At 75.2% G+C, this 24,902-nt stretch carries 25 protein-coding genes; 11 read left to right on the top strand and 14 right to left on the bottom strand.

All coding sequences use genetic code 11. The annotated features are described in order from the left end of the window. Positions 1–223 precede the first annotated feature (223 nt). The 4 genes from ACI792_RS14195 to ACI792_RS14180 all read right to left on the bottom strand — a co-directional run bounded on the left by ACI792_RS14195 (position 224) and on the right by ACI792_RS14180 (position 5,582). Positions 224–1,249, bottom strand: a complete 1,026-nt coding sequence (locus tag ACI792_RS14195; RefSeq protein ID WP_456603163.1) for a substrate-binding domain-containing protein — start codon at positions 1,247–1,249, stop codon at positions 224–226. Between the two features lie 103 nt (positions 1,250–1,352). Then, positions 1,353–2,552: an ABC transporter permease gene (locus ACI792_RS14190; protein ID WP_456603162.1), complete on the bottom strand. Its 1,200-nt coding sequence runs from the start codon at positions 2,550–2,552 to the stop codon at positions 1,353–1,355. After that, a complete protein-coding gene (locus ACI792_RS14185) occupies positions 2,549–4,147 on the bottom strand; it encodes a sugar ABC transporter ATP-binding protein (protein ID WP_456603161.1) in 1,599 nt (532 codons plus the stop codon). Before ACI792_RS14185 ends, ACI792_RS14190 begins: the two co-directional genes overlap by 4 nt. A gap of 271 nt (positions 4,148–4,418) precedes the next feature. After that, entirely contained in the window at positions 4,419–5,582 is a 1,164-nt protein-coding gene (locus ACI792_RS14180; RefSeq protein ID WP_456603160.1) for an ROK family protein, read from the bottom strand. Between the two features lie 137 nt (positions 5,583–5,719). Here ACI792_RS14180 and ACI792_RS14175 point away from each other — a divergent pair, with 137 nt between their 5' ends. After that, positions 5,720–6,223, top strand: a complete 504-nt coding sequence (locus ACI792_RS14175; RefSeq protein ID WP_456603159.1) for a hypothetical protein — start codon at positions 5,720–5,722, stop codon at positions 6,221–6,223. Here ACI792_RS14175 and ACI792_RS14170 read toward each other — a convergent pair. After that, a complete protein-coding gene (locus ACI792_RS14170; RefSeq protein ID WP_456603158.1) occupies positions 6,213–6,761 on the bottom strand; it encodes a helix-turn-helix domain-containing protein in 549 nt (182 codons plus the stop codon). The genes ACI792_RS14175 and ACI792_RS14170 overlap by 11 nt on opposite strands. Before the next feature lie 54 nt (positions 6,762–6,815). Here ACI792_RS14170 and ACI792_RS14165 point away from each other — a divergent pair, with 54 nt between their 5' ends. The 4 genes from ACI792_RS14165 (at position 6,816) to ACI792_RS14150 (ending at position 9,092) form a co-directional block, all read left to right on the top strand. After that, positions 6,816–7,163 carry a hypothetical protein gene (locus ACI792_RS14165; protein WP_456603157.1) on the top strand — a complete coding sequence of 116 codons (348 nt, stop codon included), beginning with the start codon at positions 6,816–6,818 and terminating at the stop codon, positions 7,161–7,163. Position 7,164: 1 nt separating this feature from the next. Continuing rightward, a complete protein-coding gene (locus tag ACI792_RS14160; protein WP_456603156.1) occupies positions 7,165–8,100 on the top strand; it encodes an alpha/beta hydrolase family protein in 936 nt (311 codons plus the stop codon). Positions 8,101–8,196: 96 nt separating this feature from the next. After that, on the top strand, positions 8,197–8,685 hold the full coding sequence (locus tag ACI792_RS14155) for a cupredoxin domain-containing protein (protein WP_456603155.1): 489 nt from the start codon (positions 8,197–8,199) through the stop codon (positions 8,683–8,685). Then, positions 8,682–9,092: a hypothetical protein gene (locus ACI792_RS14150; protein ID WP_456603154.1), complete on the top strand. Its 411-nt coding sequence runs from the start codon at positions 8,682–8,684 to the stop codon at positions 9,090–9,092. The genes ACI792_RS14155 and ACI792_RS14150 overlap by 4 nt, the downstream gene beginning before the upstream one ends. A gap of 49 nt (positions 9,093–9,141) precedes the next feature. Here ACI792_RS14150 and xylA read toward each other — a convergent pair whose 3' ends face one another. From xylA to ACI792_RS14135, 3 genes are read right to left on the bottom strand one after another with little or no spacing between them, the layout of a single operon-like run. Further along, positions 9,142–10,302, bottom strand: a complete 1,161-nt coding sequence (gene xylA / locus ACI792_RS14145) for a xylose isomerase (RefSeq protein ID WP_456603153.1) — start codon at positions 10,300–10,302, stop codon at positions 9,142–9,144. Next, positions 10,299–10,487: a hypothetical protein gene (locus ACI792_RS14140; protein WP_456603152.1), complete on the bottom strand. Its 189-nt coding sequence runs from the start codon at positions 10,485–10,487 to the stop codon at positions 10,299–10,301. Before ACI792_RS14140 ends, xylA begins: the two co-directional genes overlap by 4 nt. Continuing rightward, positions 10,484–11,767, bottom strand: coding sequence for an ROK family transcriptional regulator (locus ACI792_RS14135; protein WP_456603151.1), 1,284 nt, complete (start codon positions 11,765–11,767; stop codon positions 10,484–10,486). The genes ACI792_RS14140 and ACI792_RS14135 overlap by 4 nt, the downstream gene beginning before the upstream one ends. 215 nt (positions 11,768–11,982) lie before the next feature. Here ACI792_RS14135 and ACI792_RS14130 point away from each other — a divergent pair, with 215 nt between their 5' ends. Continuing rightward, a complete protein-coding gene (locus ACI792_RS14130; protein ID WP_456603150.1) occupies positions 11,983–13,401 on the top strand; it encodes a xylulokinase in 1,419 nt (472 codons plus the stop codon). Between the two features lie 268 nt (positions 13,402–13,669). Here ACI792_RS14130 and ACI792_RS14125 read toward each other — a convergent pair whose 3' ends face one another. Beyond that, complete coding sequence (locus tag ACI792_RS14125; RefSeq protein ID WP_456603149.1) at positions 13,670–14,290, bottom strand: alpha/beta fold hydrolase; 621 nt, start codon at positions 14,288–14,290, stop codon at positions 13,670–13,672. A 131-nt stretch (positions 14,291–14,421) separates the two neighbouring features. Here ACI792_RS14125 and ACI792_RS14120 point away from each other — a divergent pair, with 131 nt between their 5' ends. Next, positions 14,422–15,849 carry an NAD(P)/FAD-dependent oxidoreductase gene (locus ACI792_RS14120; RefSeq protein ID WP_456603148.1) on the top strand — a complete coding sequence of 476 codons (1,428 nt, stop codon included), beginning with the start codon at positions 14,422–14,424 and terminating at the stop codon, positions 15,847–15,849. Between the two features lie 123 nt (positions 15,850–15,972). Next, positions 15,973–17,241 (top strand): DUF2254 domain-containing protein, encoded by a 1,269-nt coding sequence (locus ACI792_RS14115; protein ID WP_456603147.1) that lies wholly within the window; start codon positions 15,973–15,975, stop codon positions 17,239–17,241. A 7-nt stretch (positions 17,242–17,248) separates the two neighbouring features. Here the strand turns inward: ACI792_RS14115 and ACI792_RS14110 are convergent, their stop codons facing one another. From ACI792_RS14110 to ACI792_RS14100, 3 genes are read right to left on the bottom strand one after another with little or no spacing between them, the layout of a single operon-like run. Beyond that, positions 17,249–17,929, bottom strand: coding sequence for an alpha/beta hydrolase (locus ACI792_RS14110; RefSeq protein ID WP_456603146.1), 681 nt, complete (start codon positions 17,927–17,929; stop codon positions 17,249–17,251). Continuing rightward, a complete protein-coding gene (locus ACI792_RS14105) occupies positions 17,926–19,221 on the bottom strand; it encodes an erythromycin esterase family protein (RefSeq protein ID WP_456603145.1) in 1,296 nt (431 codons plus the stop codon). The genes ACI792_RS14110 and ACI792_RS14105 overlap by 4 nt, the downstream gene beginning before the upstream one ends. Next, positions 19,218–20,342: a carboxylate-amine ligase gene (locus ACI792_RS14100; RefSeq protein WP_456603144.1), complete on the bottom strand. Its 1,125-nt coding sequence runs from the start codon at positions 20,340–20,342 to the stop codon at positions 19,218–19,220. Before ACI792_RS14100 ends, ACI792_RS14105 begins: the two co-directional genes overlap by 4 nt. 196 nt (positions 20,343–20,538) lie before the next feature. On the opposite strand from ACI792_RS14100, the gene ACI792_RS14095 reads away from it, so the two are divergent. Then, positions 20,539–21,465, top strand: coding sequence for a GGDEF domain-containing protein (locus ACI792_RS14095; protein ID WP_456603143.1), 927 nt, complete (start codon positions 20,539–20,541; stop codon positions 21,463–21,465). Positions 21,466–21,486: 21 nt separating this feature from the next. On the opposite strand, the gene ACI792_RS14090 is transcribed toward ACI792_RS14095, so the two are convergent. After that, on the bottom strand, positions 21,487–22,293 hold the full coding sequence (locus tag ACI792_RS14090; RefSeq protein WP_456579972.1) for an SDR family oxidoreductase: 807 nt from the start codon (positions 22,291–22,293) through the stop codon (positions 21,487–21,489). A gap of 75 nt (positions 22,294–22,368) precedes the next feature. Here ACI792_RS14090 and ACI792_RS14085 point away from each other — a divergent pair, with 75 nt between their 5' ends. Together ACI792_RS14085 and ACI792_RS14080 are read left to right on the top strand one after the other, a co-directional pair. Next, positions 22,369–23,001 carry a CAP domain-containing protein gene (locus ACI792_RS14085; RefSeq protein WP_456603142.1) on the top strand — a complete coding sequence of 211 codons (633 nt, stop codon included), beginning with the start codon at positions 22,369–22,371 and terminating at the stop codon, positions 22,999–23,001. Beyond that, positions 22,994–23,932, top strand: coding sequence for a YhjD/YihY/BrkB family envelope integrity protein (locus tag ACI792_RS14080; RefSeq protein WP_456603141.1), 939 nt, complete (start codon positions 22,994–22,996; stop codon positions 23,930–23,932). Before ACI792_RS14085 ends, ACI792_RS14080 begins: the two co-directional genes overlap by 8 nt. Here the strand turns inward: ACI792_RS14080 and ACI792_RS14075 are convergent. Beyond that, positions 23,856–24,809 carry a helix-turn-helix transcriptional regulator gene (locus tag ACI792_RS14075; RefSeq protein ID WP_456603140.1) on the bottom strand — a complete coding sequence of 318 codons (954 nt, stop codon included), beginning with the start codon at positions 24,807–24,809 and terminating at the stop codon, positions 23,856–23,858. The two genes, ACI792_RS14080 and ACI792_RS14075, sit on opposite strands and share 77 nt — an antisense overlap. Between the last annotated feature and the right edge of the window lie 93 nt (positions 24,810–24,902).

The raw sequence follows: 24,902 nt of genomic DNA, 5'->3' as shown, positions 1-24,902 counted from the left end.
GCCTCGGCGACCTTGGCGGGGTCCCGGCCGGCCAGCACGGTCAGCTCCGGGCGCAGCGGGAGGTCGAAGAAGTGGGGGGCGGTGCGCCAGGCGTGCGAATGGGCCGCGCCCATGAACGCGTAGCCGATCAGCCCGATGCCGAGGGTGGGGGTCATCTGCAACTCCGGAGCGGGGGTGGCGCGGCAGGGGAGCGCGAACGCTCCCCTGCCGCACCGTGGACGGATCAGGACTCGAACGCGCGGTCGATGTAGTCCTCGACGTTCTCGGCGGTGACGACGGGGGCGTTGAGCACGATCTCCCGCGGGACCTCGGGCGAGACCAGGTCGGACAGCGACTTGCCCTGCGCGACCAGGCGGGCGAGCGCGATGCCGTCAGCGGCCTGGGTGTGCGGGTAGATGACGGTCGCCTGGAGGACGGAGTCGCCCTCCTGGATCTCGCGCATGGCGTTCGCCGACCCGGCGCCGCCGACCATCACGAACTCGTCGCGGCCGGCGTTCTCGATCGCGGCCAGGACGCCGACGCCCTGGTCGTCGTCGTGGTTCCACAGGGCGTCGATCTGCGGCGCGGCCTGCAGCAGGTTGGCCGCGGCCTCCTCGCCGCCCTCGACGGTGAAGTCGGCCGCGACGCGGTTGTCGACGTCGAGGCCGCAGTCGGCGAGCGCGTCGGCGAAGCCCTGGCTGCGGTCCTGGGTCAGGGGCAGCGAGTCGATGCCGGCGATCTCGGCGACGACGGCGTCGGGGTTGTCGCCCACCTGCTCGCAGATGTAGGTGCCGGCGGAGACGCCCATGCCGTAGTTGTCGCCCAGGATGGTGGCGCGGGCGGCGAACGGGCTGTTGAACTCGCGGTCCACGTTGATCACCGGGATGCCGGCCTCCATCGCCTGCAGCGCGACCGGGGTCATCGCGGCGCCGTCGAAGGGCAGCAGCACGATCGCGTCGACGCCCTCGTTGATGAAGGTCTCGACCTGGCTGATCTGCGTGCTGACGTCGTTGGTGCCCTCGGCGACGATCAGGTCGACGTCCTCGTAGTTCTCGGCCTCGGCGCGGGCGGCCTCGGTGATGCCCGCCATCCAGCCGTGGTCGGCGGCCGGTGCCGAGAAGCCGATCCGGACGGTCTCGCCGACCTCGTCGTTCGAGCTGGCGACCGCGTTCCCGCCGCCGCCACCCCCCGACGCGGGGGTCTCCGGCTCGTTGCTGGTGCAGCCGGCGACGAGCACGCCGGCACCGGCCAGGGCGACCGCGGTGGACATCAGGCGACGGTAGGGGCGCTGCCTCGCTGCGGACATGTTCTCTCCTCGGGGTGCTTCTCCGGCGGGTCGCCGGCAGGTGCGGTGGGTGGGACGGGTGGTTCGGTCAGGGGGTGGGGCCGGCGCCGGGCCGGTCCCCGCCGGGGGCGCCGGGCACGCTCGTGCCGCCGGCCACCGCGCCCGCCGGGGAACCCCCGGCGACCGGTCCGCCGGAGGACGACTCGCCCCGGCCGGAACGCAGGCGGTGCAGCCAGCCCGAGCCGCCCCCGCGGCCCTCGGCGAGCCGCATCTGGAGCAGGACGGCGACCACGATGATCACGCCGCGCGCGACCGCCTGGACCGAGCTGGAGAGGTTGTTGAGCGTGAAGATGTTGCCGAGCGTGACGAAGATCAGCACGCCCAGGACGGTGCCGACGATCGTGCCGCGCCCACCGGTGAGCAGGGTGCCGCCGATCACGACGGCGGCGATCACCTCGAGCTCCAGCAGCGTGCCGTGGGTCGAGCTGCCGGTCGTCGTCCGGGCCATGAGCATCACGGCGGCGATGCCGCAGGTGATGCCGGAGAGCACGTAGAGCTTGAGGGTGTGCCACTGCACCCGGATCCCGGCGAGCCGCGCGGCCTCGGCGTTGCCGCCGACGGCGAAGGTGTGCCGGCCGAACGTGGTGCGGTTGAGCAGGATCCAGCCGCCGATCGACACCAGCGCCCAGATGATCACCAGCATCGGGACGCCCAGGACGTCGCCGCCGAAGAAGTCGAGGAAGCCGTCGTTCTGCACGATCTGGGTCCGGCGGTTGGCGATGATCTCGGCCAGCCCGCGCGCCGCGGCGAGCATGGCCAGGGTGGCGATGAAGGCCACCAGGCGCCCGTAGGCGATGACGATCCCGTTCACCAGCCCCGCCCCGGCGCCCACCGCGATCGCCGTGAACACCATGACGATCCAGTGGAAGTCCTCGGCCATGGCCTGGGTCGCCAGCGTGGTCGCCCACACCGACGAGAGGGCGACCAGCGCACCGACCGAGAGGTCGATGCCGCCGCCGATGATCACGAAGGTCATGCCGATGCTGACCACGCCGACGACCGCGGCCAGCCGCAGGATGGTCAGGACGTTGTCGATGTCCACGAACCGCTCCGGCGCGGTCACCGCGCCGACGACGCAGAGCAGGGCCAGGGCCACGACGAGGCCGAGCAGCGGCCCCGCCGACCCGGCCATGAGACCGGGACGCTTGCCGTTGGTGCCCTCGGGTGCGCGGTCCTTGGAGGGCGCGGGCGCGCCCGCTCCCCCGGTCGTCGCGGTGCTGCCGGTCATGCCACGTCCCCTTCGTGCGGCTGTGCGGTGGCCTGCTGCCGGTTGCCGCGTGGGCGCGGGCCGACCGTTCCCTCCATGACGAGGTCGAGCACGGCGTGCTCGTCCAGCGCGTCGGCCGGTTGCTCGGCGACGACCGCTCCGTCGGAGATCACCAGCACCCGGTCGGCGAGGCCCAGGACCTCCGGGATCTCGCTGGAGACGACGACGACGGCGACCCCGCGGTCGGCCAGCTCGCGGATCAGCGCGTAGATCTCCGAGCGGGCCCCGACGTCGACCCCGCGGGTGGGCTCGTCCAGGAGCAGCACCCGGCAGTCGCGCAGCAGCCAGCGGGCGAGCACGACCTTCTGCTGGTTGCCGCCCGAGAGCGTCCGCACCTCGCGGTTGACGTCGGCCGGGCGGACGTCGAGGGCCTGCACCTGCTCCCGGGCGGCGTCCTTCTCGCTGCTGCCGGAGAGGAAGCCCCCGCGGGCGAAGCGGGCCAGGCTGGCGATGCTGATGTTGCGGTAGACGGCGTCGCCGAGCAGCAGCGCCTGGCTCTTGCGCTCCTCGGGGGCGAGCCCCACCCCGGCCGACACCGCGGCGGAGACGCGACCCGGCCGCAGTGGCTTCCCCGCGACCGAGACGGTGCCGCTGGTGGCCCGGCGCGCGCCGTAGATGGTCTCGAGGATCTCCGAGCGCCCCGAGCCGACGAGGCCCGCCAGCCCGACGACCTCGCCGGGCCGGACGTCGAAGGACACGCCGTGGAAGGTGCCGCGCAGGCCGAGGTCGCGGACCGAGAGCAGCGGTTCGGCGGCGGCGACCGGCCGGCGGTCGGGGAAGACGTACTCGATGTCCCGGCCGGTCATCAGCTCGATCACCTGGCGGGTGGAGGTGTCCCGCACCGGCAGCCCGGTGGCGACGGTGCGCCCGTCCTTGAGCACGGTGATCCGGTCGCCCACCTCGCGGATCTCCTCGAGCCGGTGGGAGATGTACACGACCGCGACACCGTCGCGGGTCAGGTCGCGGATGACCTCGAACAGGTGCTGGACCTCTTCGTTGTCGAGGACGGCCGAGGGCTCGTCCATCACGATGAGCTTCGCGTCCTGCGAGAGCGCCCGGGCGATGCTGACCATCTGCTGCGCGGCCGCGGGCAGCGAGCCGACCTCGGCGGTCGGGCTGATCTCCGGGTGCCCGAGGCGGGCCAGCAGCGTGCCGGCGGCCTCGTTCGCCGGTGCCGGGCGGGCCAGGCCGAACCGCGAGAGCTCCCGCCCGAGGAAGATGTTGTCGGCCACGGTGAGGCCGGCGACCAGGTCGAGCTCCTGGTAGATGGTGGCGATCCCGTGCTTCATCGCCGCCTGCGGGTTGGTCAGCGCGACGGGCTCGCCCCGCCACTCGATCCGGCCGCCGTCGGGCTGGTGCGCCCCGGCGAGGACCTTGATCAGCGTCGACTTGCCCGCGCCGTTCTGCCCGAGCAGGCAGTGCACCTCACCGGCGCGCACGTCGAGGTCCACGCCGTCGAGCGCCCGCACGCCCGGGAAGGTCTTGACGATGCCGTGCATCTCCAGCAGGGGCGCCCCCGCGCCGTCCCTGCCCCGTGCACCCGGTGCACCGGCCACGTCGCCACCTCCGGAAGACTTTTGCTCAGCACTGACCATTAGTCCGTTGAGGCGACAACATATGGGGGGTGTCACACGGGGTCAAGGCTGCTGGGCCGCGGTTACCGAACCGAGACCGGCGATGACTTCGTCGACCTCCCTGCCGACACCGCGACCGAGACGTCGCGGTCCTCCGGACCGCACCGCGGCCAGGTACCGTCCCGGCCGCCGCGGAGCCCGTTGCGTCGCGCCCGCGCGGAGCGCTCCGGGCCCCGCCCGGCCCGACCGGGCGCTACCTGGCGAGGGCGCCGACGGAGTCCTCGTCGAGGAACTCCTCGATGGCCATGAGCGCGGCTCCCACCCGGCCGGAGAGGTCGGGCGCCTCGCTCACGGTGATCTCCAGGGTCCGGGCGGCCAGCGGCATCGCGCGCCGGTAGACGGCCTCGCGGATCCCTGCGAGCAGCGGGACGCCGGCCTGCGCCACCCCGCCGGTCATGACGATGCGGTGCGGGTTGAAGAAGTTGACCAGCGAGGCGAGCACCGTGCCGATCGTGCGCCCGGCGCCCCGCACCAGCTCCAGCGCGACCCCGTTGCCCTCGGCGGCCAGCCGCACGACCTCGCGGACCGTCTCCACCGGCAGGCCCGCCGCGACCGCGTCGCGCAGCAGCGCACCGCCCCCGGCGATCGCCTCGAGGCAGTTCTCCTGCCCGCACCGGCAGACGACGGTGCGCCCGTCGGGCTGGGCCACGTGGATGTGCCCGATGTCCCCGGCGCTGCCCTGCGCTCCGCGGTAGACGCGGCCGTCGACGATCACGCCGCAGCCGATGCCGGTGCCGACCTTGACGACGAGCAGGTCCTGCGAGGAGCCGGCGACCCCGATCTCGCCCAGCGCCATCACGTTGACGTCGTTGTCCACGTAGACGGGGCACTCGTAGCGGCCGAAGGCGCTCGGGATGGGGTGGTCGTGCCAGCCCGGCATGATCGGCGGGTGCGACGGCCGGCCGGTCGAGAACTCCACCGGCCCGGGCACGCCGACGCCGACGGCGCAGACGTCACGCGGGGTCAGCCCCACGTCGGCGAGCACCTTCTGGGCCAGCCGGTCGACCTCGGCGAGCACCGGGCCCGGCCCGTCGGCGATGTCGATCGGGTGCCCCACGGTGCCCAGGATCTGCGCCGACAGGTCGGTGACGGCGACGTCGACGCTGGTGACCCCCAGGTCGACGGCGAGGACGCACCCCGCCCGGCTGTTGAACTGCAGCAGCGTCGGCGGACGGCCACCGGTGCTCCAGCCCCGGCCGCCCTCCTCCAGGAGGTTCGCCGCGATCAACTGGTCGACGCGCGCGCTGATCGTGTTCCGCGACGCGCCGGTGAGGGCCACGAGGTCCGCGCGGCTGCGCGCGCGGCCGGTGCGCACGTGACGCAGCAGCACGCCGGCCGAGGCAGAAGTGGACGCCACGCCGCCATAGTGGCACGCCCGCGGCGCCGTTCCGGGTGACGTGGACCGATGGGGGGACGGCGGCACGGTTGACGACCGGCGCACGGGGCACGCTCGTTGAGCACTGGACCAGCCCCCGACCCGAGAGGTGCACACCCATGGGCCTGCCCATCACCCTGTCCGAGATCGCGCCCCGCATCTCCGCCGGCGCCTTCATCCTCAACAGCGGCCTCGGCAAGCGCGGCGCCGACGAGGAGACCGCGGCCGGCATGCACGGCTTCGCCGCCGGCACCTACCCGTTCCTGGGCAGCGTGGCGCCGCAGCAGTTCGCGAAGGCGCTGTCGACGGCGGAGATCGCCATCGGCGCCGCGCTGCTCACCCCCTTCGTGCCGACGGCCGTCGCCGGGGCCGCGCTCACCGCCTTCTCCGGCGGGCTGCTCGGCCTCTACCTGAAGACGCCGGGCATGCGGAAGGAGGGCAGCCTGGCCCCCACCGAGCAGGGGCTGGCGATCGCCAAGGACAGCTGGCTCCTCGGCATCGGCATCGGCCTGCTGGTGCGCGGCACCGTCGACCGCGAACCCCGGCGGGTGCGCAAGGCCGCGAAGACGCTGGACAAGGCGAACAAGCGGGCGGCGAAGGCCCGCAAGCGCCTCAACGGCTGACCGACCCCGGGGGCTCCTCCCCCGGCAGGTTCACCAGGCCGACCAGCCGGCGCCGGCGCCCGTCGCCGGGCCGGTTGGCCAGCCGCTCCCGCAGCACCGCGCGCAGGTCGGCCAGGAGCTCGCCGAACTCCGCGTCGGTGAGCCACAGCCCGACCTGGCGGTAGCCGACGCCGTCCCGGGCCAGGTCGGGCTCCCCGCGGTCGAGGTAGCGGTCGAAGTCGGCGAGCAACGAGGCGACGAAGGCGGTGAACGCGCGCCGGTGGTCCTCGGCGGTCATGGCGGCGAGCTCCTCGGCCGGCACGTCCGCCGCCTCGAGCACGAGCCGGTAGCTGCGCTCGGCGGCGCCCCGGACCTTCCGCTCCCCCACGACCGCCAGCACCCCGGCGTCGGCCAGGACGCCGACATGCCGGTACAGCGACGCGACCGGGACGTCGGGCAGCGCCGACCGCAGCTCCCCGGTGGTCAGCGTGCGGTCGCCGAGGAACGCCTGCACGACACGCAGCCGCACCGGGTGGAGCAGTAGGTCGACCGAGTTCACGCGTCACCGTTCTCATGATTGACAACAGTCTCAGACTTGAGAATAGTGACTGGCATGGCCACGCTGCAACTGACGCCCTCCACCCTGTCCGTCCGCCTCACCCGCAGGGAGAAGATCGCCGGCCTCCTGCGGGACGTCGACGTGCCGCGCTCGGCGATCCGCTCCGTCGAGGTCGTCGCGGACGCCCTCCCCGCGACCCGCGGTCTGCGCGCCCCCGGCCTGGCCCTCCCCGGCGTCCGGAAGGTCGGGACCTGGCGGCGCCCCGGCGAACGCACGCTGGTCTGCGTGCGGCGCGGGCAGCCGGCCGTGCGGGTCCGCCTCGAGGGCCAGCGCTACGGCACGCTGCTCGTCGGCGCCGACGACGCCGCCGCCGTGGCCGCCTCGCTCCGGCCGGTCCGCTGACGTGCGCGACGTCCCGGTCGAGGTGCCCGGTCCGAGCCCGCTCGCCGGCGCCCTCGCGCTCCCCGACGCCCCGCTGCCCGTCCCCGCCGTGCTCCTGGCGTCCGGCTCGGGCCCGCTGGACCGCGACTCGAACCACCGCCGCGCCCGCTTCGACGTCGCCCGCCAGCTGGCGCACGCGCTGGCCGGGGCCGGGATCGCCTCGCTGCGCTACGACAAGCGCGGGGTCGGCGGCAGCCCCGGTGACTGGCGGGCCGCCGGCCTGCACGACAACGTCGACGACCTCGGCGCGGCCCTCGACCACCTGCGCGGTCGGCCGGAGGTCGATCCCGCGCGGGTGCTGCTGGCCGGGCACAGCGAGGGCGCGCTCCTCGCGGCCTCGCTCGCCGCGCGCGGCGCCCCGGTGGCCGGGCTGGTGCTCCTCGCGATGAGCGCGACGCCCGGCGAGGAGCTGCTCCGGTGGCAGGCCCGGCAGCTCGGCCCCACGCTGCCGCGGCCGGTGCGCGCCCTGCTCCGGCTGCTGCGCACCGACCTGGAGACGAAGGTGATCGCCAACCACGAGCGGATCCGGGCCACGACCACCGACGTCGCCCGGATCGGCGGCGCCCGGGTCAACGCCCGCTGGCACCGCGAGTTCCTGGCCCACGACCCGCGTGAGGACCTGCGCCGGCTCCACGTTCCCGTGCTCGCGGTCACCGGCACCAAGGACCTGCAGGTGCGCCCGGAGGACCTGGCGGTGATCGCGGCGACGGTGGGCGGGCGGGTCGAGACCCGGCTGGTCCCCGACCTCACGCACACGTTGCGCCGCCAGCCCGGTCGCGCCTCGCTGACCGCGTACCGGCGGGAGCTGCGCGGTCCCGTGGACCCTGAGGTGCTCAGCACGGTCGTCACCTGGTGTGAGCAGAAGGTCACACCCGCCGACGGCGCGACGCCCCGCTGAGCGGCGCGCCGGAAGCACTTCCGCCGCGGGGCGCCCGGCCGCAGGATCTCGATCCCACGATGGTCGCCGTCCGGTGGCCGGTCCGGAGGAGGTCCCGTGCGTTCCTGGAACAAGCGTCCAGCGGCCCATCGCCTGGCCGTCGCGATCACGGGCCTCGCCCTGGTCGTGGCCGGCTGCGGCTCCGACGACGGCGACACCGAGGCCGTGGCCGACGCCCCGGCCGAGGTCACCACCGAGTCGACGACGCCCAGCGCGGCCGAGACCTCGGCGTCCACCGCCTCCTCCGCGCCGGCCGGTGAGCAGGAGACGGAGACCGTCGAGGCCCAGCTGATCGACTTCGCGATCGAGTTGGACGAGGACAGCTTCTCGGCCGGCACCTACGAGTTCGCCGTCTCGAACGAGGGCGACGCCAGCCACGACTTCATCGTCGAGCGCGACGGCGAGGACGTCACCGGAACCCAGGTGCTGCAGCCCGGGCAGTCGGAGACCCTCACGGTGGAGCTCGAGCCGGGCAGCTACGTCTTCTACTGCTCCGTGGGCAACCACCGGGCGATGGGCATGGAGGTCAGCGTGGAGGTCGCGTGAAGACGACCCCTACCCGCGACCGGTCCGGGGCGCTCATCTGGCCGCTGCGTCTCATCGGCGGCGCACTGCTCGTCGCGATGGGCTGGCTGCACCTGGACCTGTGGCTGGACGGCTACCGGACCATCGACGTCATCGGCCCGCTGTTCCTGCTCAACGCGATCGCGGGGTTCGGCCTCGCCCTGCTGGTGCTCGTCACCCCCCGCCGGCTGCTGTGGCTGGCCGCGGCGCTGGGAGCACTGACCGCGCTCGGCACCCTCGCGGGCCTCCTGCTGTCGACGACCGTCGGCCTGTTCGGCTTCGTCGAGACCACCGCGGCACCGCTGTGGTGGGAGTCCTTCTGGATCGAGGCGGCGGCGGTCGTCGTGCTCGCGGTGCTCGCCGTCGAGGCCCGGCGGCGACCCGCCTGACCCGCGCGGGTGGGTGGGGGCGTCCCCACCCACCCGCGCGGGGCTGCGCTCAGCGGACGCCGAGCAGGTGCTCCATCGCCAGCTGGTCGAGCCGCTCGAAGTGCAGACCGCGGGCGCCGAGGGCCTCGGGGTCGTGCGCCTCGCTGCGCAGCGCGTCGAGCGACTCCCCCTCGCCCAGGGTCGGGACGGCGAGCTCGCCCACGCGCGCGGCCTCCAGGGCCTCGGCGACCTCGGGGTCGGCCCGGAACGCCTGCACCTTCTCCCGCAGGACCAGGTAGTTGCGCATGCAGGCGCGGGCGGTCTCCCAGACCCCGTCCATGTCCTCGGTCCGCGGCGGCTTGTAGTCGAAGTGCAGGTAGCCGTCGTAGGCCTTGCCCGTGCCCGAGCCCAGGAGTGTGTCGACGGTCCAGAACGCACCGCGCAGGTTGCCGGCGCCGAAGCGCAGGTCCTGGTCGAAGCGGGGGCCGTGCTGGCCGTTGAGGTCGACGTGGAAGAGCTTGTCGTGCCACAGCGCCTGGGCGATGCCCTGGGCGAAGTTCAGCCCGGCCATCTCCTCGTGCCCGACCTCGGGGTTCAGGCCGACGCGCGAGGGCTCCTCCAGCTCGTTGATGAAGGCGATGGCGTGGCCGATGGTCGGGAGGAGGATGTCGCCGCGCGGCTCGTTGGGCTTGGGCTCCAGGGCGAAGCGGATGTCGTAGCCCTTGTCGCGCACGTAGGCGCAGAGGACGTCCAGCCCCTCCTTGTACCGGTCGAGCGCGGCGGCGACGTCCTTCGTCGCGCCGGACTCCGCACCCTCCCGGCCGCCCCACAGCACGTAGGTCTTCGCGCCCAGCTCGGCGGCGAGGTCGATGTTGCGCAGCACCTTGGCCAGGGCGTACCGGCGGACGGCGCGGTCGTTGGCGGTGAAGCCGCCGTCCTTGAACACCGGGGCGCCGAACAGGTTGGTGGTGGCCATCTCCACGCCGACGCCGGTCTCGGCCAGCGCCTTCTTGAAGCGCTCGAGGGTCGCCTCGCGGGTGGCGTCGTCGGGCACCAGGTCGTCGTCGTGGAAGGTGACGGCGGCCGCGCCGAGCTCGGCGAGCCGGTGCACGGCCTCGACCGGGTCGAGCGGGGGCCGGACGGCGCCGCCGAAGACGTCGACGCCCTGCCAGCCGACGGTCCACAGACCGAAGCTGAACCTGTCGTCCTTGCGGGGGGTGTAGTCGCTCATGCGGGGATCTCCGTCCGGGTCGATCGGTGGGTCGTGCTCGGCTCGGCGCCCTCCGGCGCGCGCTGGCTCGCGCGGCCGTCGGCGGACGAGGGGGTGTGCTGCTCGCCGGGGGCGAGGGTGGTCGCCAGGTCGGCGACCTGGGCGTCGAGGAGGCGGCCGCGGTCCGGGGCGGGCCGGGTGGTCACCGGGCGCCTGCCCCGGCCGGCTCGAAGGAGGGCACGGGGACCAGCGTCGGGTCGTCGAACACCGACTCGAGGGCGACGTGCGCGCCGCCGCGCACGGCGGCGGTGAAGCCCAGGGTGGAGAGGACGACGCGCGCGCCGGCCACCCCGGGCCCGAGCACCCGGACCTCCAGCTCGGCCATGAGCGGCTCCATCAGCCACTTCCCGAGCACCGCGAAGTAGCCGCCGAGGATGACCACCCGCGGGTTGAACAGGTTGATCAGGACGGCGGCGCCGGTGCCGAGGGAGGTGCCGACCTGGTGGAGCGCGGCGAGCGTGCGGGCGTCGCCGGCCTCGGCCCGGGCGGCGACCTCCGACAGGCGGGCCTCGAGGTCACGAGCCGGGTCGCCGACCGGGTCGCCGGGGTCGGCGGCCGCGCGCAGGAGTGCCGCCATGCCGACCACGGTCTCCCAGCAGCCGCGCCGACCGCAGCCGCAGACGGCGTCCGGGTCGCCCAGCGACGTGTGCCCCACCTCGCCCGAGAGCCCACCGGCACCGCGCAGCAGCCGGCCCGCGACGATGACGCCGCCACCGACGCCGACCTCACCGGTCAGGTAGACCAGGTCGGGGGTGCGCGCCTCCGAGCCCATGGCCCACTCGGCGATGGCGGAGAGGTTGGCGTCGTTCTCCACGCGGATCGGGAAGTCGGCATCCAGGCGGGCGCGCAGGCCGTCCAGCACCGCGACGTCGTGCCAGCCGATGTTGGGCGCCAGCGTCACCACGCCGTCGACGCTCCGGACCAGGCCCGCGACCGCGACCGTCAGGCCGGCCGGGCGGGCGCCGGTGGCGGCGGCCGCCGCGACGGCGTCGGACACCAGCGCGGCGACGGCGTCCAGGGTCCGCTCGGCCCCGAGCGCGGGGAGGTCGAGCGCCAGCCGCTGCTCGAACAGCACCCCGCCGCGGAGGTCGAGCACCAGCACGGCGGCGTAGTCGACGTTGAGCTCGACCCCGATGCCGCAGACGCACGCCCCGTCGAGGTGCACGGTCAGCCCCGGGCGGCCCACCGACCCGGCCCGGTCGACCTCGCCGGCGGTGACGAGGCGGCGGTCGGAGAGCTCGGCCACGAGGCTGGAGACCGTCGCCTTGTTCAGGCCGGTCTCCTGGGCGATGCGGGCCCGGGAGCGCGGCCCGTGGTCGCGCAGGTGGCGCAGGACCAGCCCGAGGTTGGTCCGGCGCACGGTGGCCTGGTCGGCCGGGGCCCGACGCTCCGACGACCCGTCGTACAGCGACGGCGCCTCCCCCATGCCCACCTCCCCGGACGTCGGACCCGAAATTCGTCGGATCAGCAAACAAATTAGGGGTCGCCGGTCGGGCGGTCAAGGCGGAGCGCTCCCGCGCGGCGCGGCGCCCTCCCGCGGGCGCGTGCCCGGCGGTCGGCCTAAGGTCCCGTTCCCATGACGCCCGTGTCCGCGCAGCCCCCCGCCGACCTCACCGCCACCCCCGGGCGGGAGCAGGTCCGATGACGCTCGTCGCAGGAGTCGACACCTCCACCCAGGCCTGCAAGGTGGTGGTCCGGGACGCGGCGACCGGAGAGCTCGTCCGGTCCGGGCGGGCGTCGCACCCCGCCGGCACCGAGGTCGACCCCCGCGCCTGGGAAGGCGCCTTCCGCGCCGCGGCAGCGGAGGCGGGCGGCCTCGACGACGTCGACGCCCTCGCCGTCGGGGGTCAGCAGCACGGGATGGTCTGCCTGGACGAGCAGGGCGAGGTCGTCCGGGACGCGCTGCTGTGGAACGACGTGCGGTCGGCCCCCGCCGCCGCCGAGCTCATCCGGGAACTCGGGGACGGCGACGAGGACGCCGGCCGTCGAGCCTGGGCCGACGCCGTCGGGCTGGTGCCGGTCGCCTCCTTCACCGCGACCAAGCTGCGCTGGCTGGCCGACGCCGAACCCGGCAACGCCGACCGCACCGCCGCCGTCTGCCTGCCCCACGACTGGCTGACCTGGCGGCTGCGGGCCGACCGCGACCTCGCCGCGCTGGTGACCGACCGCGGCGACGCCAGCGGCACCGCCTACTGGTCGGCGCGCACCGGCGAGTACCGCCTCGACCTGCTCGAGCGGGCCATGCGCGGGCGGCTCCCGGCGGTCCCCCGCGTCGCCGGCCCCGCCGAGGGCGTCGGCACCCTCGCCGGCGGCCGCGCCGTCCTCGGCCCCGGCACCGGCGACAACGCCGCAGCGGCGCTCGGCCTGGCGGCGCGGCCCGGCGACGTCGTCGTCTCCATCGGCACCTCCGGCGTCGTGTCGGCGGTGACCCCCACGGCGGTCGCCGACGTGACCGGCACCGTGGCCGGGTTCGCCGACGCCACCGGCAACCACCTGCCGCTGGTGGCCACGCTCAACGCCGCCCGGGTGCTCGACGCCGCCACGGCCCTGCTCGGGGTCGACCACGCGACCCTCTCGGAGCTGGCGCTCTCGGCCCCCTCCGGCGCCGACGGCCTCGTGCTCGTGCCCTACCTGGAGGGCGAGCGGACGCCCAACCTCCCCGACGCGACCGGCGCCGTCCACGGCCTCACGCTGCGCACCTCCACGCCGGCGCACTTCGCCCGCGCCGCCGTCGAGGGGTTGCTCTGCGGGCTGGCCGACGGCATCGAGGCCGTCGTCGCCCAGGGCGTGGACGTGCAGCGGGTGCTGCTCATCGGCGGCGCCGCCCGTTCCGAGGCCGTGCAGCAGCTGGCCCCGGGGATCTTCGGCCGGCCGGTCCTCGTGCCGCCGCCCGGCGAGTACGTCGCCGACGGCGCCGCCCGGCAGGCCGCCTGGGTGCTCTCCGGCGCCGACACCCCGCCCGAGTGGGCGCAGCCGGGGCTCCGGGAGTTCGACGCCCCGGCGGCCACCCACGTCCGGGAGCGCTACGCCGAGGTGCGCGGCCGCACGGACGGCCAGTAGAAGGACCTCCCTGCCCCCCACCACTCGCTGCGCTCGCGGTGGGTCCCTGCAGGGAGGCCGTTCCAGCACGTCACCACGCTCCCGGCGAGCCCCTGCAGGGAGGCCGTTCCAGCACGTCACCACGCTCCCGGCGAGCCCCTGCAGGGAGGCCGTTCCAGCACGTCACCACGCTCCCGGCGAGCCCCTGCAGGGAGGCCGTTCCAGCACGTCACCGGGTCGACCTCGCGGTGCGCGGCGGGGTGGGGGCGTGCGGCGAGGACGACGGCGGTCAGAACGCGCCGAGCAGTGCGGCGAGCTCGGCGGGGTGGGTCTGCACGGTCATGTGCGCCGCACCCGGCAGCTCCACCAGCCGGCCGTGCGGCGCGGCGGCAGCCACCCGCTCGGCCCAGTCGTGGGGGCAGAGCGCGTCGCGGTCCCCGCGCACCACGACCACCGGCGCCGTGACCCCCGCCAGCCGGCCCTCGATCGCGTCGGGTGACGCCGACCGCCACAGGGAGCTCATCGCGCGCGGCCCCGTGCGCAGCCACTGCCGGAGGATCAACGGCACCTGCCACCACGGCTCGGCGAGGGCGGTCCGCACCCAGCGCGCCGCGAGCACCCGGAACCGGCGCATCCGCGGGTCGGTGGTCGGCCCGCACAGCAGGACGCCCACCACCCGGGGGTCGTGCGCGGCCGCCGCCACCACCTGGCAGCTCTGCGAGTGCCCGACCAGGACCACGGGCCCCGCGGGCAGTGCCTCGACGAGCCCGCGCGCCAGGTCGTCGACCGACGGCACCGGTGCGCGCCGCCCCATCCCCGGCAGGACGACGACGTCGACCGCAACTTCCGCGCGCAACCTGACCGCGGAACGTTCATCCAGGCCCAGACCGGGAACGAGAACGACGGACACCGATCGCGGCACCCGGATGGTCTACCGGGACCGCGGTCGACCCGCGAGCCGACCGAGGTCGACACGCTGTGACGTGCATCTCCCGGGGTGCTCCCGACCGGCACGGGGGCAAGTGGAAGGATGAAAACATCATGACGACATCACCAGCGCAGGCGTCCGCCCCGATCGACTCCCCCGGTGGCCGGCCTCGCGTCGTCATCGTCGGCTCCGGCTTCGGCGGCCTCTTCGCCGCGCAGGCCCTCAAGAAGGCCCCGGTCGACGTCACGCTGATCGGCAAGACCGCCCAGCACCTGTTCCAGCCGCTGCTCTACCAGGTGGCCACCGGCATCCTCTCCGAGGGCGAGATCGCGCCCGCCACCCGTGAGATCCTGCGCCGGCAGAAGAACGCGCGCGTCGTCCTCGGCGAGGTCACCGACATCGACGTCGCCGCCCGCACGGTCACCTCCGAGATCCTCGGCCGGAAGCTCGTCCACCCCTACGACGAGCTGATCGTCGCCGCGGGCGCCGGGCAGTCCTACTTCGGCAACGACCAGTTCGCCGAGTTCGCGCCCGGCATGAAGAGCATCGACGACGCCCTCGAGCTCCGCGGCCGGATCTTCGGCGCGTTCGAGCTCGCCGAGATCGCGAAGGACCCGGCCGAGGTCGACCGGCTGCTCACCTTCGTGGTCGTCGGCGCCGGGCCCACCGGGGTCGAGATGGCCGGGCAGATCGCCGAGCTGGCGCGCCGCACCCTGCGCCGCGACTTCCGCAACATCAACCCGACGGGCGCGCGGGTCATCCTGCTCGACGCCGCCCCGGCGGTGCTGCCCTCGTTCGGCGAGAAGCTCGGCGAGGCCGCCCGGCGGCAGCTCAACGACATCGGCGTCGAGGTGCAGCTGGGCGCGATGGTCACCGACGTCGACGCCGACGGCCTCGAGGTCAAGGACACCGACGGCCAGGTCCGCCGCATCCAGGCGGCGACCAAGATCTGGGCCGCGGGCGTGCAGGCCAGCGGGCTGGGCCGGATCCTCGGCGAGCAGACCGGGGCCGAGGTCGACCGCGCCGGCCGGATCTCGGTGCAGCCCGACCTCACCCTGCCGGGTCACCCGGAGATCCACGTGGTCGGCGACATGATGGCCCTGGGCAAGCTCCCCGGCGTCGCCCAGGTCGCCATCCAGGGTGGCCGCTACGCCGCCGAGGCGATCGAGCGGCGGGCCACCGGCAAGCAGCCGCAGAAGCCGTTCGAGTACTTCGACAAGGGCTCGATGGCCACCATCTCCCGGTTCTCGGCGGTCGCCGACATCGGGAAGTTCAAGTTCAGCGGCTTCATCGCCTGGGTGCTGTGGCTGGTCGTGCACCTCATGTACATCGTCGGGTTCAAGAGCCGCATCACGACGGTGCTGCACTGGATGGTCAGCTTCCTCGGCCGGGGCCGCTCCGAGCGGGTGGCCACGCAGCAGCAGGTCTACGGCCGGCTGGCCCTGGAGCAGCTGGGCCCCAACTGGGAGGTGTCCAAGACCGGCGGCCCCAAGGACGTCGACCCCTCGGACGAGGACGTCACCCAGCGCGACTCCGCCTGAGCCACCGCACCGGCGCGGGGCCCGGGTCCTCGCGCCGGTGCGTAACGGCCCGGGAACGGGTAGGCGCGCCCCGTGACGCAACGGGGACAGGCGAGCGCAGCACGATCGCAGGCACCTCTCTGGGTGTGGCCCGCGGCCAGCGCCGTGGTGGCCGCGGCCGCCGGGTGGGCCCTGGGCATGGTGGAACCCCGCGGCGGGTTCCTCGCCGCCCTCTGGCCGGCCGACACCAGCGCCGCCGGCACGCTCCTGCAGCTGGTGGCCACGGCCGCGGTCACCATCGCCACCCTGACCTTCAGCATCACGATCGTGGCGCTGCAGCTCGCCTCGCAGCAGTTCTCGCCCCGGCTGCTGCGCGACTTCGTCCGCGACGGGGTCACCAAGCGCGTCCTCTCGGTGCTGACCGCCACCTTCGTGTTCGCCGTCACCGGGCTGCGCGGCATCAACAGCTCCCAGCCGGTGCCGACGCTGGTGTGCCTCGTCGCTGCCCTGCTCGGCATCGCCTGCGTCGGCGGCCTGCTCGCCTTCATCAGCCACATGGTGCGCATGCTGCGGGTCGACACCATGATGACGCGGGTCCACGACGACGCGCGGCGGGCGATCGAGACGTTCTACGGGCCCTACACCGGCCACGGGCAGCGGTCCCCGGACGAGCTGGACCTGGAGACCAGCGCGGGGCGGCTGGTGAGCGCCGACCGCAGCGGGTTCGTCGAGGTGGTGGACACCGACACGTTGGTCGACGCCGCCCGCGACCACGACGCCGTCGTCCGCGTCGAGGTCCGTCCCGGCGACATGATCACCATGGGGAGCCCGATCGCGACGACCTGGGGCGGGGGCGAGGACCTGGGTGACGTCGTCCGGGCGGCCGTCGTCCTGAACAACGAGCGGACGATCGACCAGGACGCCGCGTTCGGGTTCCGCCAGCTCGAGGACATCGCCGTGAAGGCGATGTCCCCCAGCATCAACGACCCGGTGACGGCGGCGACGGCGATCGGTCACATGGGCGACCTGCTGGTCCGGCTCACCGGCCGGCACCTCGGACCGACCCTGCACGCCGACGGCGACGGCGTCGGCCGGGCGATCGTCCCCGACCGGGACATCCGGTACTACCTGGACCTGACGTGCGGCCAGGTGGCCCGGTTCGGCGGGAGCGAGCCGACGCTGATCACCGCCCTGCTGCGGATGCTCCGCGACGTCGCCGTCGCCTGCCGGGACGACGAGCAGCGCGCCGAGGTGGAGCGAGCCGCCGACCTGGTCGCCGGGGAGCTGTCCTCGGACTGGAGCCGGACGGACGCCGACGGCGTCCGTCTGCACCGCGACCAGGTCACCGCGGCCCTCGACGGGCGGATCGCCGACGCCTTCGCCGACCGCGCCGGGGAGACCCGCTCGATGTGAGCCGGGCTCAGGCCGTGCCCAGCCACCAGTCCAGCGCCGTCACCACGCCGTCCGGCCGCACCACGTGCCCGCCGTCGAACTCGTCGTAGGTGACCTCGTAACCCGACGCGTCGAACGCCGTCGCCAGGCGGCGGCCGCAGCGGTCCACCGGCAGCACCCGGTCACCGGTGCCGTGGGTGATCCACAGCCGCGGTGCCCCCACCTGCGCCGGCGGGTGCGCGAAGCCCGGGGAGAAGGCGAGGACGGCGTCGAACAGGTCGCCGTTGGCAGGGCCGACGGAGAGTGCGTAGGAGGCGCCGTCGGAGAACCCGCCGACCGCGCGGCGGGAGACCGGCGCCCGCTCGGCCACCTGCGCGAGGGCGGCGTCCAGAACGGCGACGTCCCGGCCCAGCCGCCCGGTGATCAGGTCCCAGGTGGACGCGCCCGAGCGCGGCGCGAGGACGAGGACGCCGCGCCCGGCGGCGGCCGCGCCCACCGCGGCGAGGCTCTGCGCCGGGGTCCCGCCGGCGCCGTGGAAGAACGCCAGCAGCGGGCGCGGGACCGGCTCACCCGGCGGGACGGCGAGCAGCGCCTCCGCTCCCCCGCCGAGGTCCAGCGCGTGCACCCCGGCCGGCCAGGCCTCGCCCGGCGGCGTGGCCGTCGGGCGGCTGACCAGGCGGCCGGTCGCGGCGGCGGCGGGGCCGCTCACGCGTCGAACGCCCCGACCGGCACGTGCTCGTCGGCCCGCTCGAGGTGCAGCGGCTGCAGCGGCGTCGTGTCGTCGAGGTGGAGGAACGCGTCGTAGCGCTCGCCGAGGACCGTGGGCACGTAGTTGCCCCACTTCTCCCGCTCGGGCCGGTAGACGACGCCGATGGCCCGGTGGTCCAGCCGCCGGTCCAGCCACTCCGGCCGCTCCCCGCGCGGGAAGACGAGGAGCGCGTCCTCCCCGAGGGCGTCGTGCAGCAGGGCCTCCAGGCTGCCGGGCCGGGCCGGGGGAACCGTCATCCGCTCCATCTGCGCGCCCCACTGCCGCCCCGCGACCACGCCGCCGCGGTAGCCGCCGAACCCCACGAGGACGACGTCGTCGACGCCGTGCCGCTCGCGCAGCAGCTGCCCGACGTTCGTCATCCCGGCCGCGGCCATGTCGGTCGCCCGGGCGTCGCCGATGTGGGTGTTGTGCTCCCAGACGACGGCCTTCGGGCCGGCATGGTCCAGGAGCCGGTCGAGGGTGTCGACCATGTGCACGTCGCGGACGTTCCACGACTCCGCGGAGCCCCGCACCATGGCGCGGTAGTAGCGCTCGGCGCCCACCACCACGGCGGCGTTCTGCTCGGCGGCGAAGCGCGCGTCGGCCCCGGTGGCGGCCTCGGCGTCGCCCCGCCGCTCGCACAGCGCCCGCAGCAGGTCGACGGCGGCCTGCTCGCAGGACGTGGGCGCGAGCCGGCTGGCGAAGGCGTACTCCGCGCCGTCCTCGCCGAAGGGCTCGAAGCAGGCCAGCGCCTGCTTGGCCTGGTCGACGTGGCCGGGCTCGTGCTCGGCGAGCCAGTCCACCAGCGCGTGCATCGAGTCCCACAGGCTGTAGACGTCGATGCCGTAGAAGCCGACGCGGCGCTCCTCGGGCAGCCCGGCGTTGTGGTCGCGCAGCCAGCGGCAGAAGTCGACGACGTCGTCGTTGGCCCACATCCAGGTGGGCCAGCGGGCGAAGGCGTCGAGGGCATCGCGGGGGTCCTCGTCGGCGCCGGCCCGCAGCCGCACGCTGCGGTCCACCCGGTAGCAGTCGGGCCAGTCGCCCTCGACCGCCACCAGGTCGAAGCCGAGCTCCTCGACCAGCCGCCGGGTCAGCGCCGCCCGCCACGCGTAGTACTCGTGGGTGCCGTGGCTGGCCTCGCCGATGGCCACGATCCGGGCGTCGCCGACTCGCTCGAGGAGGGGGTCGAGGTCGGCAGGGGCGCGCAGCGGCCGGGCGAGCTCGCGGATCGGGGCGTGCCCTGGACCTCTCATCGCCGGCTCCCTTCGTGCACGACGGCGGCGGCCACCTCCCGGAGGTCGCCGGTGCGCCGCCAGACGGACCGTTGCCGGTCGGCGGAGGTACCCCGCGCGAAGAGCCGGTCAACCAGGTCGCGCACCTCCCCTTCCTCCCCGCGGTCGGCCAGGTCGTCGGCGAGCTCGGCGAGCAGCCCGTCGACCGCGACGCGGGGGTCGACCAGCACCCCGGCGACCGGGTCGAACAGCGATCCGGAGAGGCCGTCCCGCGCGGCCCGCCAGCGCGCCGCGCGCAGCAGTTCCGATCGCGGCTGCTCTAAGGGCTCGTCGCGCCGCGCACGGGCGACGAGGACGCGGACCAGCGAGGCGGCGAGCGCGGCGTGCAGCACGGCGTCGTCGAGGTCGGTGCAGACGTCGGCCAGCCGGAACTCCACGGTGGGCAGGTGCGCCGAGGGCCGCAGGTCCCAGTACAGGTGGGAGGCGTCCTCGATGACGCCGGCGGCGACCAACCCGTCGACGACCGCCCGGAAGCGGTCCGCGGACCCCAACGGCTCGGGGATGCCGGTGTGCGGCCAGCGGCCCCACCACAGCGTCCGGTAGCTCTCGTAGCCGGTGTCCCCGCCGTCGTGGAACGGGGAGCTGCCGGTCATCGCCAGCAGCACCGGCAGGTACACCCGCGCCCGGTCGAGGACGGCGATCGCCGTGTCGAGGTCGGGGACGCCGACGTGCACGTGGCAGCCGCAGATGTCCTGGCGCTGGGCGAGCCCGGCCCACCGCCGCACCATGGCCTCGTACCGCGGCTCCGGGGTGATGACCTGCTCGCGCCAGCCGGCCCACGGGTGCGTGGAGGCCGCGAGGAGCGCGGCCCCGGCGCCGCCCGCCGCGGCCTGCGCCTCCGCCCGGGTGCCGGCCAGCGCGCTCCGCAGCTCGCCCAGGGTGCGGCAGATGCCGGTGGCCGTCTCCAGCTGGGTGGTGGTGATCTCGGCGTGCACCCGCTCGCCGAACTCGTGCCGCGCGGCGGCGCGGACGAGCTCCGGCCTCGGGGCCAGCGCGAACGACTCGGGGTCGACGAGGTGGAACTCCTCCTCCACCCCGACGGTGGCGCCCGCGGCACCCGGACGACCGGCGGTGGACTGCACACGCTCTCCTGTCCCGGGCTGGACCCCTGGGCGCACCGTACGGCCCCGGCGACGCCGCCGCACCCCGCTGCACCCCGCCGGACCGGCGTGGCGGCACCACCCGGACGGGTCGTTCCCCCTCCCCCTCGGGCGCGCAGCCGGGCTCGCCCCGCAGGATGGAGGGGTCGACCTCGGGGGGAGGACGCGGAGGAACTGGGTGCACACCGGACCACGGACGGCCGCGACCCTGCTGGCGGTGGTCTACGGCATCAGCGGTCTCCTCTGCTGGTTCGGCGCCGCGGCGCCGATGGACGACGCCACACCCGTCGGGCTGCTGTGGGCCCTCGGAGGGCTCGGCCTGACCGCGGGCGCGGTGCTGCGGTCGACCGCCGGCCGTGTGCGGCCGTGGCTGCTGCACGCCGGCGTCGCCCTCCTCTCCGTGCTCATCGGCGTGGTCGCGTGGCGCTCGGCGACCGCCGTGGGCGTGGTCGGCCTCGGGCCGGCGCTGATCGCGGTGAGCCTGTACGCCGCGCACTTCCTGCCGCTGCCCGCCGCCCGGGTGCACGGCGCGATCGCGGTCCTCTGCGGCAGCGCCGGTGCCTGGGCCGCCGCCCCCTCGGACTTCCTGTCGGCGTGGGTCGCCGTCGTCGTCTCGGTGGTCGCGCTCACCGAGGTGCAGGGCCGGCTGGCCCGGCAGCTGCGCCGGGCCGCGAGCACCGACCCGCTCACCGGCGTGGCCAACCGCCGCGCCTGGGAGGAGCAGGCGTCCGGGCACCTGTCGCGGGCGGCGCGCACCGGTGAACCGCTGAGCTTCGCGATCCTGGACCTGGACGACTTCAAGGAGGTCAACGACCGCGAGGGGCACCGCGCCGGCGACGACCTCCTCCGCGAGCTCACCGCCGGCTGGCGCCGCCGGCTGCGGCGGGCCGACCTGCTCGGCCGCTACGGCGGCGACGAGTTCGTGCTGTGCCTGCCGGCGACCGACGAGGCCGCCGCGTGGGAGCTGATGGTCGCCCTGGCGGGCACGCACCCCTTCACCTGGACCGCCGGGGTCACCACGGCCCGGCCGGGAGAGGAGCTCGCGACCGTGCTGGCCCGCGCCGACGCCCAGCTCTACCGGCGCAAGCGCGACCGGCTCAGCTGAGTTCCCGGCGCGCGGTCGCGGTCAGCCGCGGCGCCAGTCGTCGGCCGCCAGGTGGGACCCGGCCATGGGGCCCATCTGCAGCATCCCGCCGTCCACCGCCCACGACGCCCCGGTGACGTAGCCGGCCGCCGGCGAGGCCAGGAAGGCGACCACCGCGGCGACCTCCCGGGCGTCGCCGGGCCGGCGCAGCGGGACGCCGGGGCGCTCGTGGCCGGGTGCGGTCGGGTCCTCGTCCTCCTGACCGGTCATGGGGGTGGCGATCTCGCCGGGCGCGACGGAGTTGACGGTGATCCCGTGCTCGGCGAGCTCCAGGGCGGCGACCTTCGTGAGCAGGCCCAGCCCGCCCTTGGCGGCGCAGTAGCCGGCCGCGCCGACGCGCGGGGCGTGCTCGTGCACGCTGGTGATGTTGACGATCCGCCCGCCCTCGCCGGCGGCGACCATGCGTCGGGCGGCGCGCTGGAGGCACAGGAACGCGCCGTCGAGGTCGGTGGCCAGCACCTCGCGCCAGGTCGCGAACTCCAGGTCCAGCAGCGGGGTCGAGTGGCCGGTGCCGGCGTCGTTGACCAGCACGTCGACGCCGCCGAGCGCGTCGGCCAGCTCGTCGACGACGTCGGCGGCGCCGGGGAGCCGGGTGAGGTCGAGGTGGCGCACCTCGGCGCGCCGGCCGAGGGCCCGCACCTGCTCGGCGGTCGCCTCGCCGGCCGCCCGGTCGCGGTACCAGGTGATGCCCACGTCGCAGCCCTGCTCCGCGAGGGCGAGCGCGATCGCCCGCCCGATGCCCGACTCCGACCCCGTGACGAGGGCGACCCGCCCGCTGCTCCCGGCCATGCCGGCGACGCTAACGATCCCGTGACAGCCCCGCACCGCGACGCGTCCGGCGACCGCGCCGGGTAGGAGACCGGCATGGCCGCCAACGGATCCCTGCTCGCCCGGCTCCTGCTCGCGCTCGCCGCCGTCCTCCTCACCACCACCGGGTGCGTCGCCGTGGAGACCTCGCCCTCGCCCGGCGCCGGGACCGCGTCCGCACCCGAACCCGACGAGCCGCCGTCGGCCGAGGACGGCGACCCCGCCGCCCGGATGGCCCGCGACGTCTTCGACCGGGTGAACGACGAGCGCGCGGCGCGGGACCTGCCGCCGCTGGAGTGGGACGAGGGGCTGGCGACCGTGGCGCGGGCGTGGAGCGAGGAGATGGCCGGCGCCGGCGGGATCTCGCACCAGGACCTGGGTGAGGTGCTCGGCCGGAACGAGCTGGAGGGCTTCACCGGGGTCGGGGAGAACGTCTTCACCGCGTCCGGCCCGGTGTCCGCCGGAACGGCGCACGTCGGGTGGATGCGCTCGGACGGCCACCGGGTGAACGTGCTCAACCCCGGCTGGAACCGCATCGGCATCGGCTTCTTCTGCGCCCCCGACGGCTCGGTGTGGGCGACGCAGCAGTTCGGCCGCACGGCCGGCGCCGACCGCCCCGAGGTCAGCGACGAGACGCCGCCGGAGCAGCCGATCGCTCGACCGGAGGAGGACGGCCCGAGCTGTGGTTGAGGCCCGCGAGAGGGTCCGTCGACTCCGGGAACGGCTGGGGAAGGGCTACCGGCGGGTGCCCCGCCGGGTCCGGCGGTTCGTGGCCTGGCTGCGCAGCCCGGAGTTCCTCACCACCAGCGCGAGCCTGGCCTTCTACGCGATGGTCTCCCTGCCGCCCATGGTGCTGCTGGGGTTCTGGGTCGCCGGTCTGGTGGTCGACGACTCCGCGCTGCAGGACCTCGGGACCCAGGTGGAGGACCAGGCGCCGGACCAGCTCCCGGTGGCCGACGTGCTGCGCGCCCTGATCGACGTGGCGTCGACGACCGGGCCCGTGGCGGCCGTCGCGGCGGTCTGGCCGGCGACCACCTACGGCGCCGCCCTGGCCCGGGCGTTCAGCGCCGTCGCACCCGAGACCGAGCGGCGGATCCGCGGCTGGAAGGGGCGGCTGCTGGCGCTGGCGATCATCGCCGTGCTCCCCGTCGTGGTGTTCTCGGGGCTGGCCTCGCTCTACCTGGTGCCGCGGCTGCTGGGCTCGGGTCCGGCCCTGCGGATCACCCTGGGTCTGGGCGTGCTGCTGCTCCTGGGCCTGGTCATCGGGCTCATCTACACGCTGTTCCGCCTCTGGGAGGCCCGGGTCGTCGACGTCGTCGTCGGCGCCGCCACCGCCACCGGGCTGGTGGCCGCCACCACCGGCGGCTACCTCGTCTACCTGGAGTTCGCCGACTTCACCGCCCGCTACGGGGCGACGGCACTGGCGACAGCGGTGCTGCTCGGCCTCTGGCTGCTGCTGGGCAACGCGGCCCTGATCGCCGGGTACCGCGTGATGGCCCGCCGGGTGCACGCCCGGCGCGCCGCAGGAGCCGACGCCGGCCCCGTCAGCCGGCCGCCCGGGCGAACCGCTGGGCCCACTCGGCCAGCAGGGTCCGCAGCTCCGGGGGCGACTCGACGGTGAACCCGGTCCCGACCGTGCCGAGCGCGAAGGCGGCCCAGCCCAGCTGGTCGGTCTCCATGCGGACCCGGCAGGCCCGGTCCCCGTCGTCCTCGACCGCCGCCCAGGTGCCGATGCGCGGCCGGACCACCGCGGCCGGGGCGTCCACCCGGGCCACGACGGTGAACGACCCGGTGCGCGTGTCCGTGCCGGCCCGGACGAACGCCTCGGGGCTCTCGGCCGGCAGCCGGCGGGGCGCGAAGCGGGCGCCGGTCGGCCGGGGCCCGGTCACCCGGTCGAGGCGGAAGCTGCGCCAGTCCCCCCGCCCGGTGTCGTGGGCGACGAGGTACCAGCGGCGGCCCAGGGCCACCAGGGCCGAGGGCTCGACGAGCCGCTCGGTGCGCGCACCGGCGGCGTCGGTGTAGCCGAAGGCGAGCCGCTCGGTGTCCCGGCAGGCCTCGGCGACCGTGGTCAGCACCCCCGGGTCCACGAGCGGCCCCCCGCCCCACGCCCCCCGGGTCGTCACGCGGTCGAGCGCCTCGGCCCGGCGGCGCAGTCGCGCCGGCAGCACCTGCACCACCTTCGTGAGGGCCCGCACCGACGCCTCCCCCATGCCTGCGACCGCCGTCTGCGCGGCCGCCTGCAGCCCGACGGTCAGCGCGACGGCCTCGTCGTCGTCGAGCACCAGCGGTGGCAGCACCGCGCCCGGTGCCAGCCGGTACCCGCCGCCGACACCCGGGCGCGCCTCCACCGGGTAGCCGATCTCGCGCAGCCGCTCGACGTCCCGCCGCAGGGTCCGGAGCGAGACCCCGAGCCGGTCGCACAGGTCGGTACCGGACCACTGGCGTCGGGTCTGCATGAGGGAGAGCAGTCGCAGGGTGCGGTTCCCGGTGTCGGCCACGGGTGCAGATCCTCCTCGATCGAGGCCGGAAAGTGGCACCGATGGCCCCTACCGTCACACCTGACCGCCCCACCCGACGGAAGGAACCTCCCG

This window comes from Blastococcus sp. SYSU DS0669 (assembly GCF_054050895.1).
The sequence above is the reverse complement of the archived record's forward strand: the minus strand, read 5'-3'. Positions and strand labels throughout refer to the sequence as shown.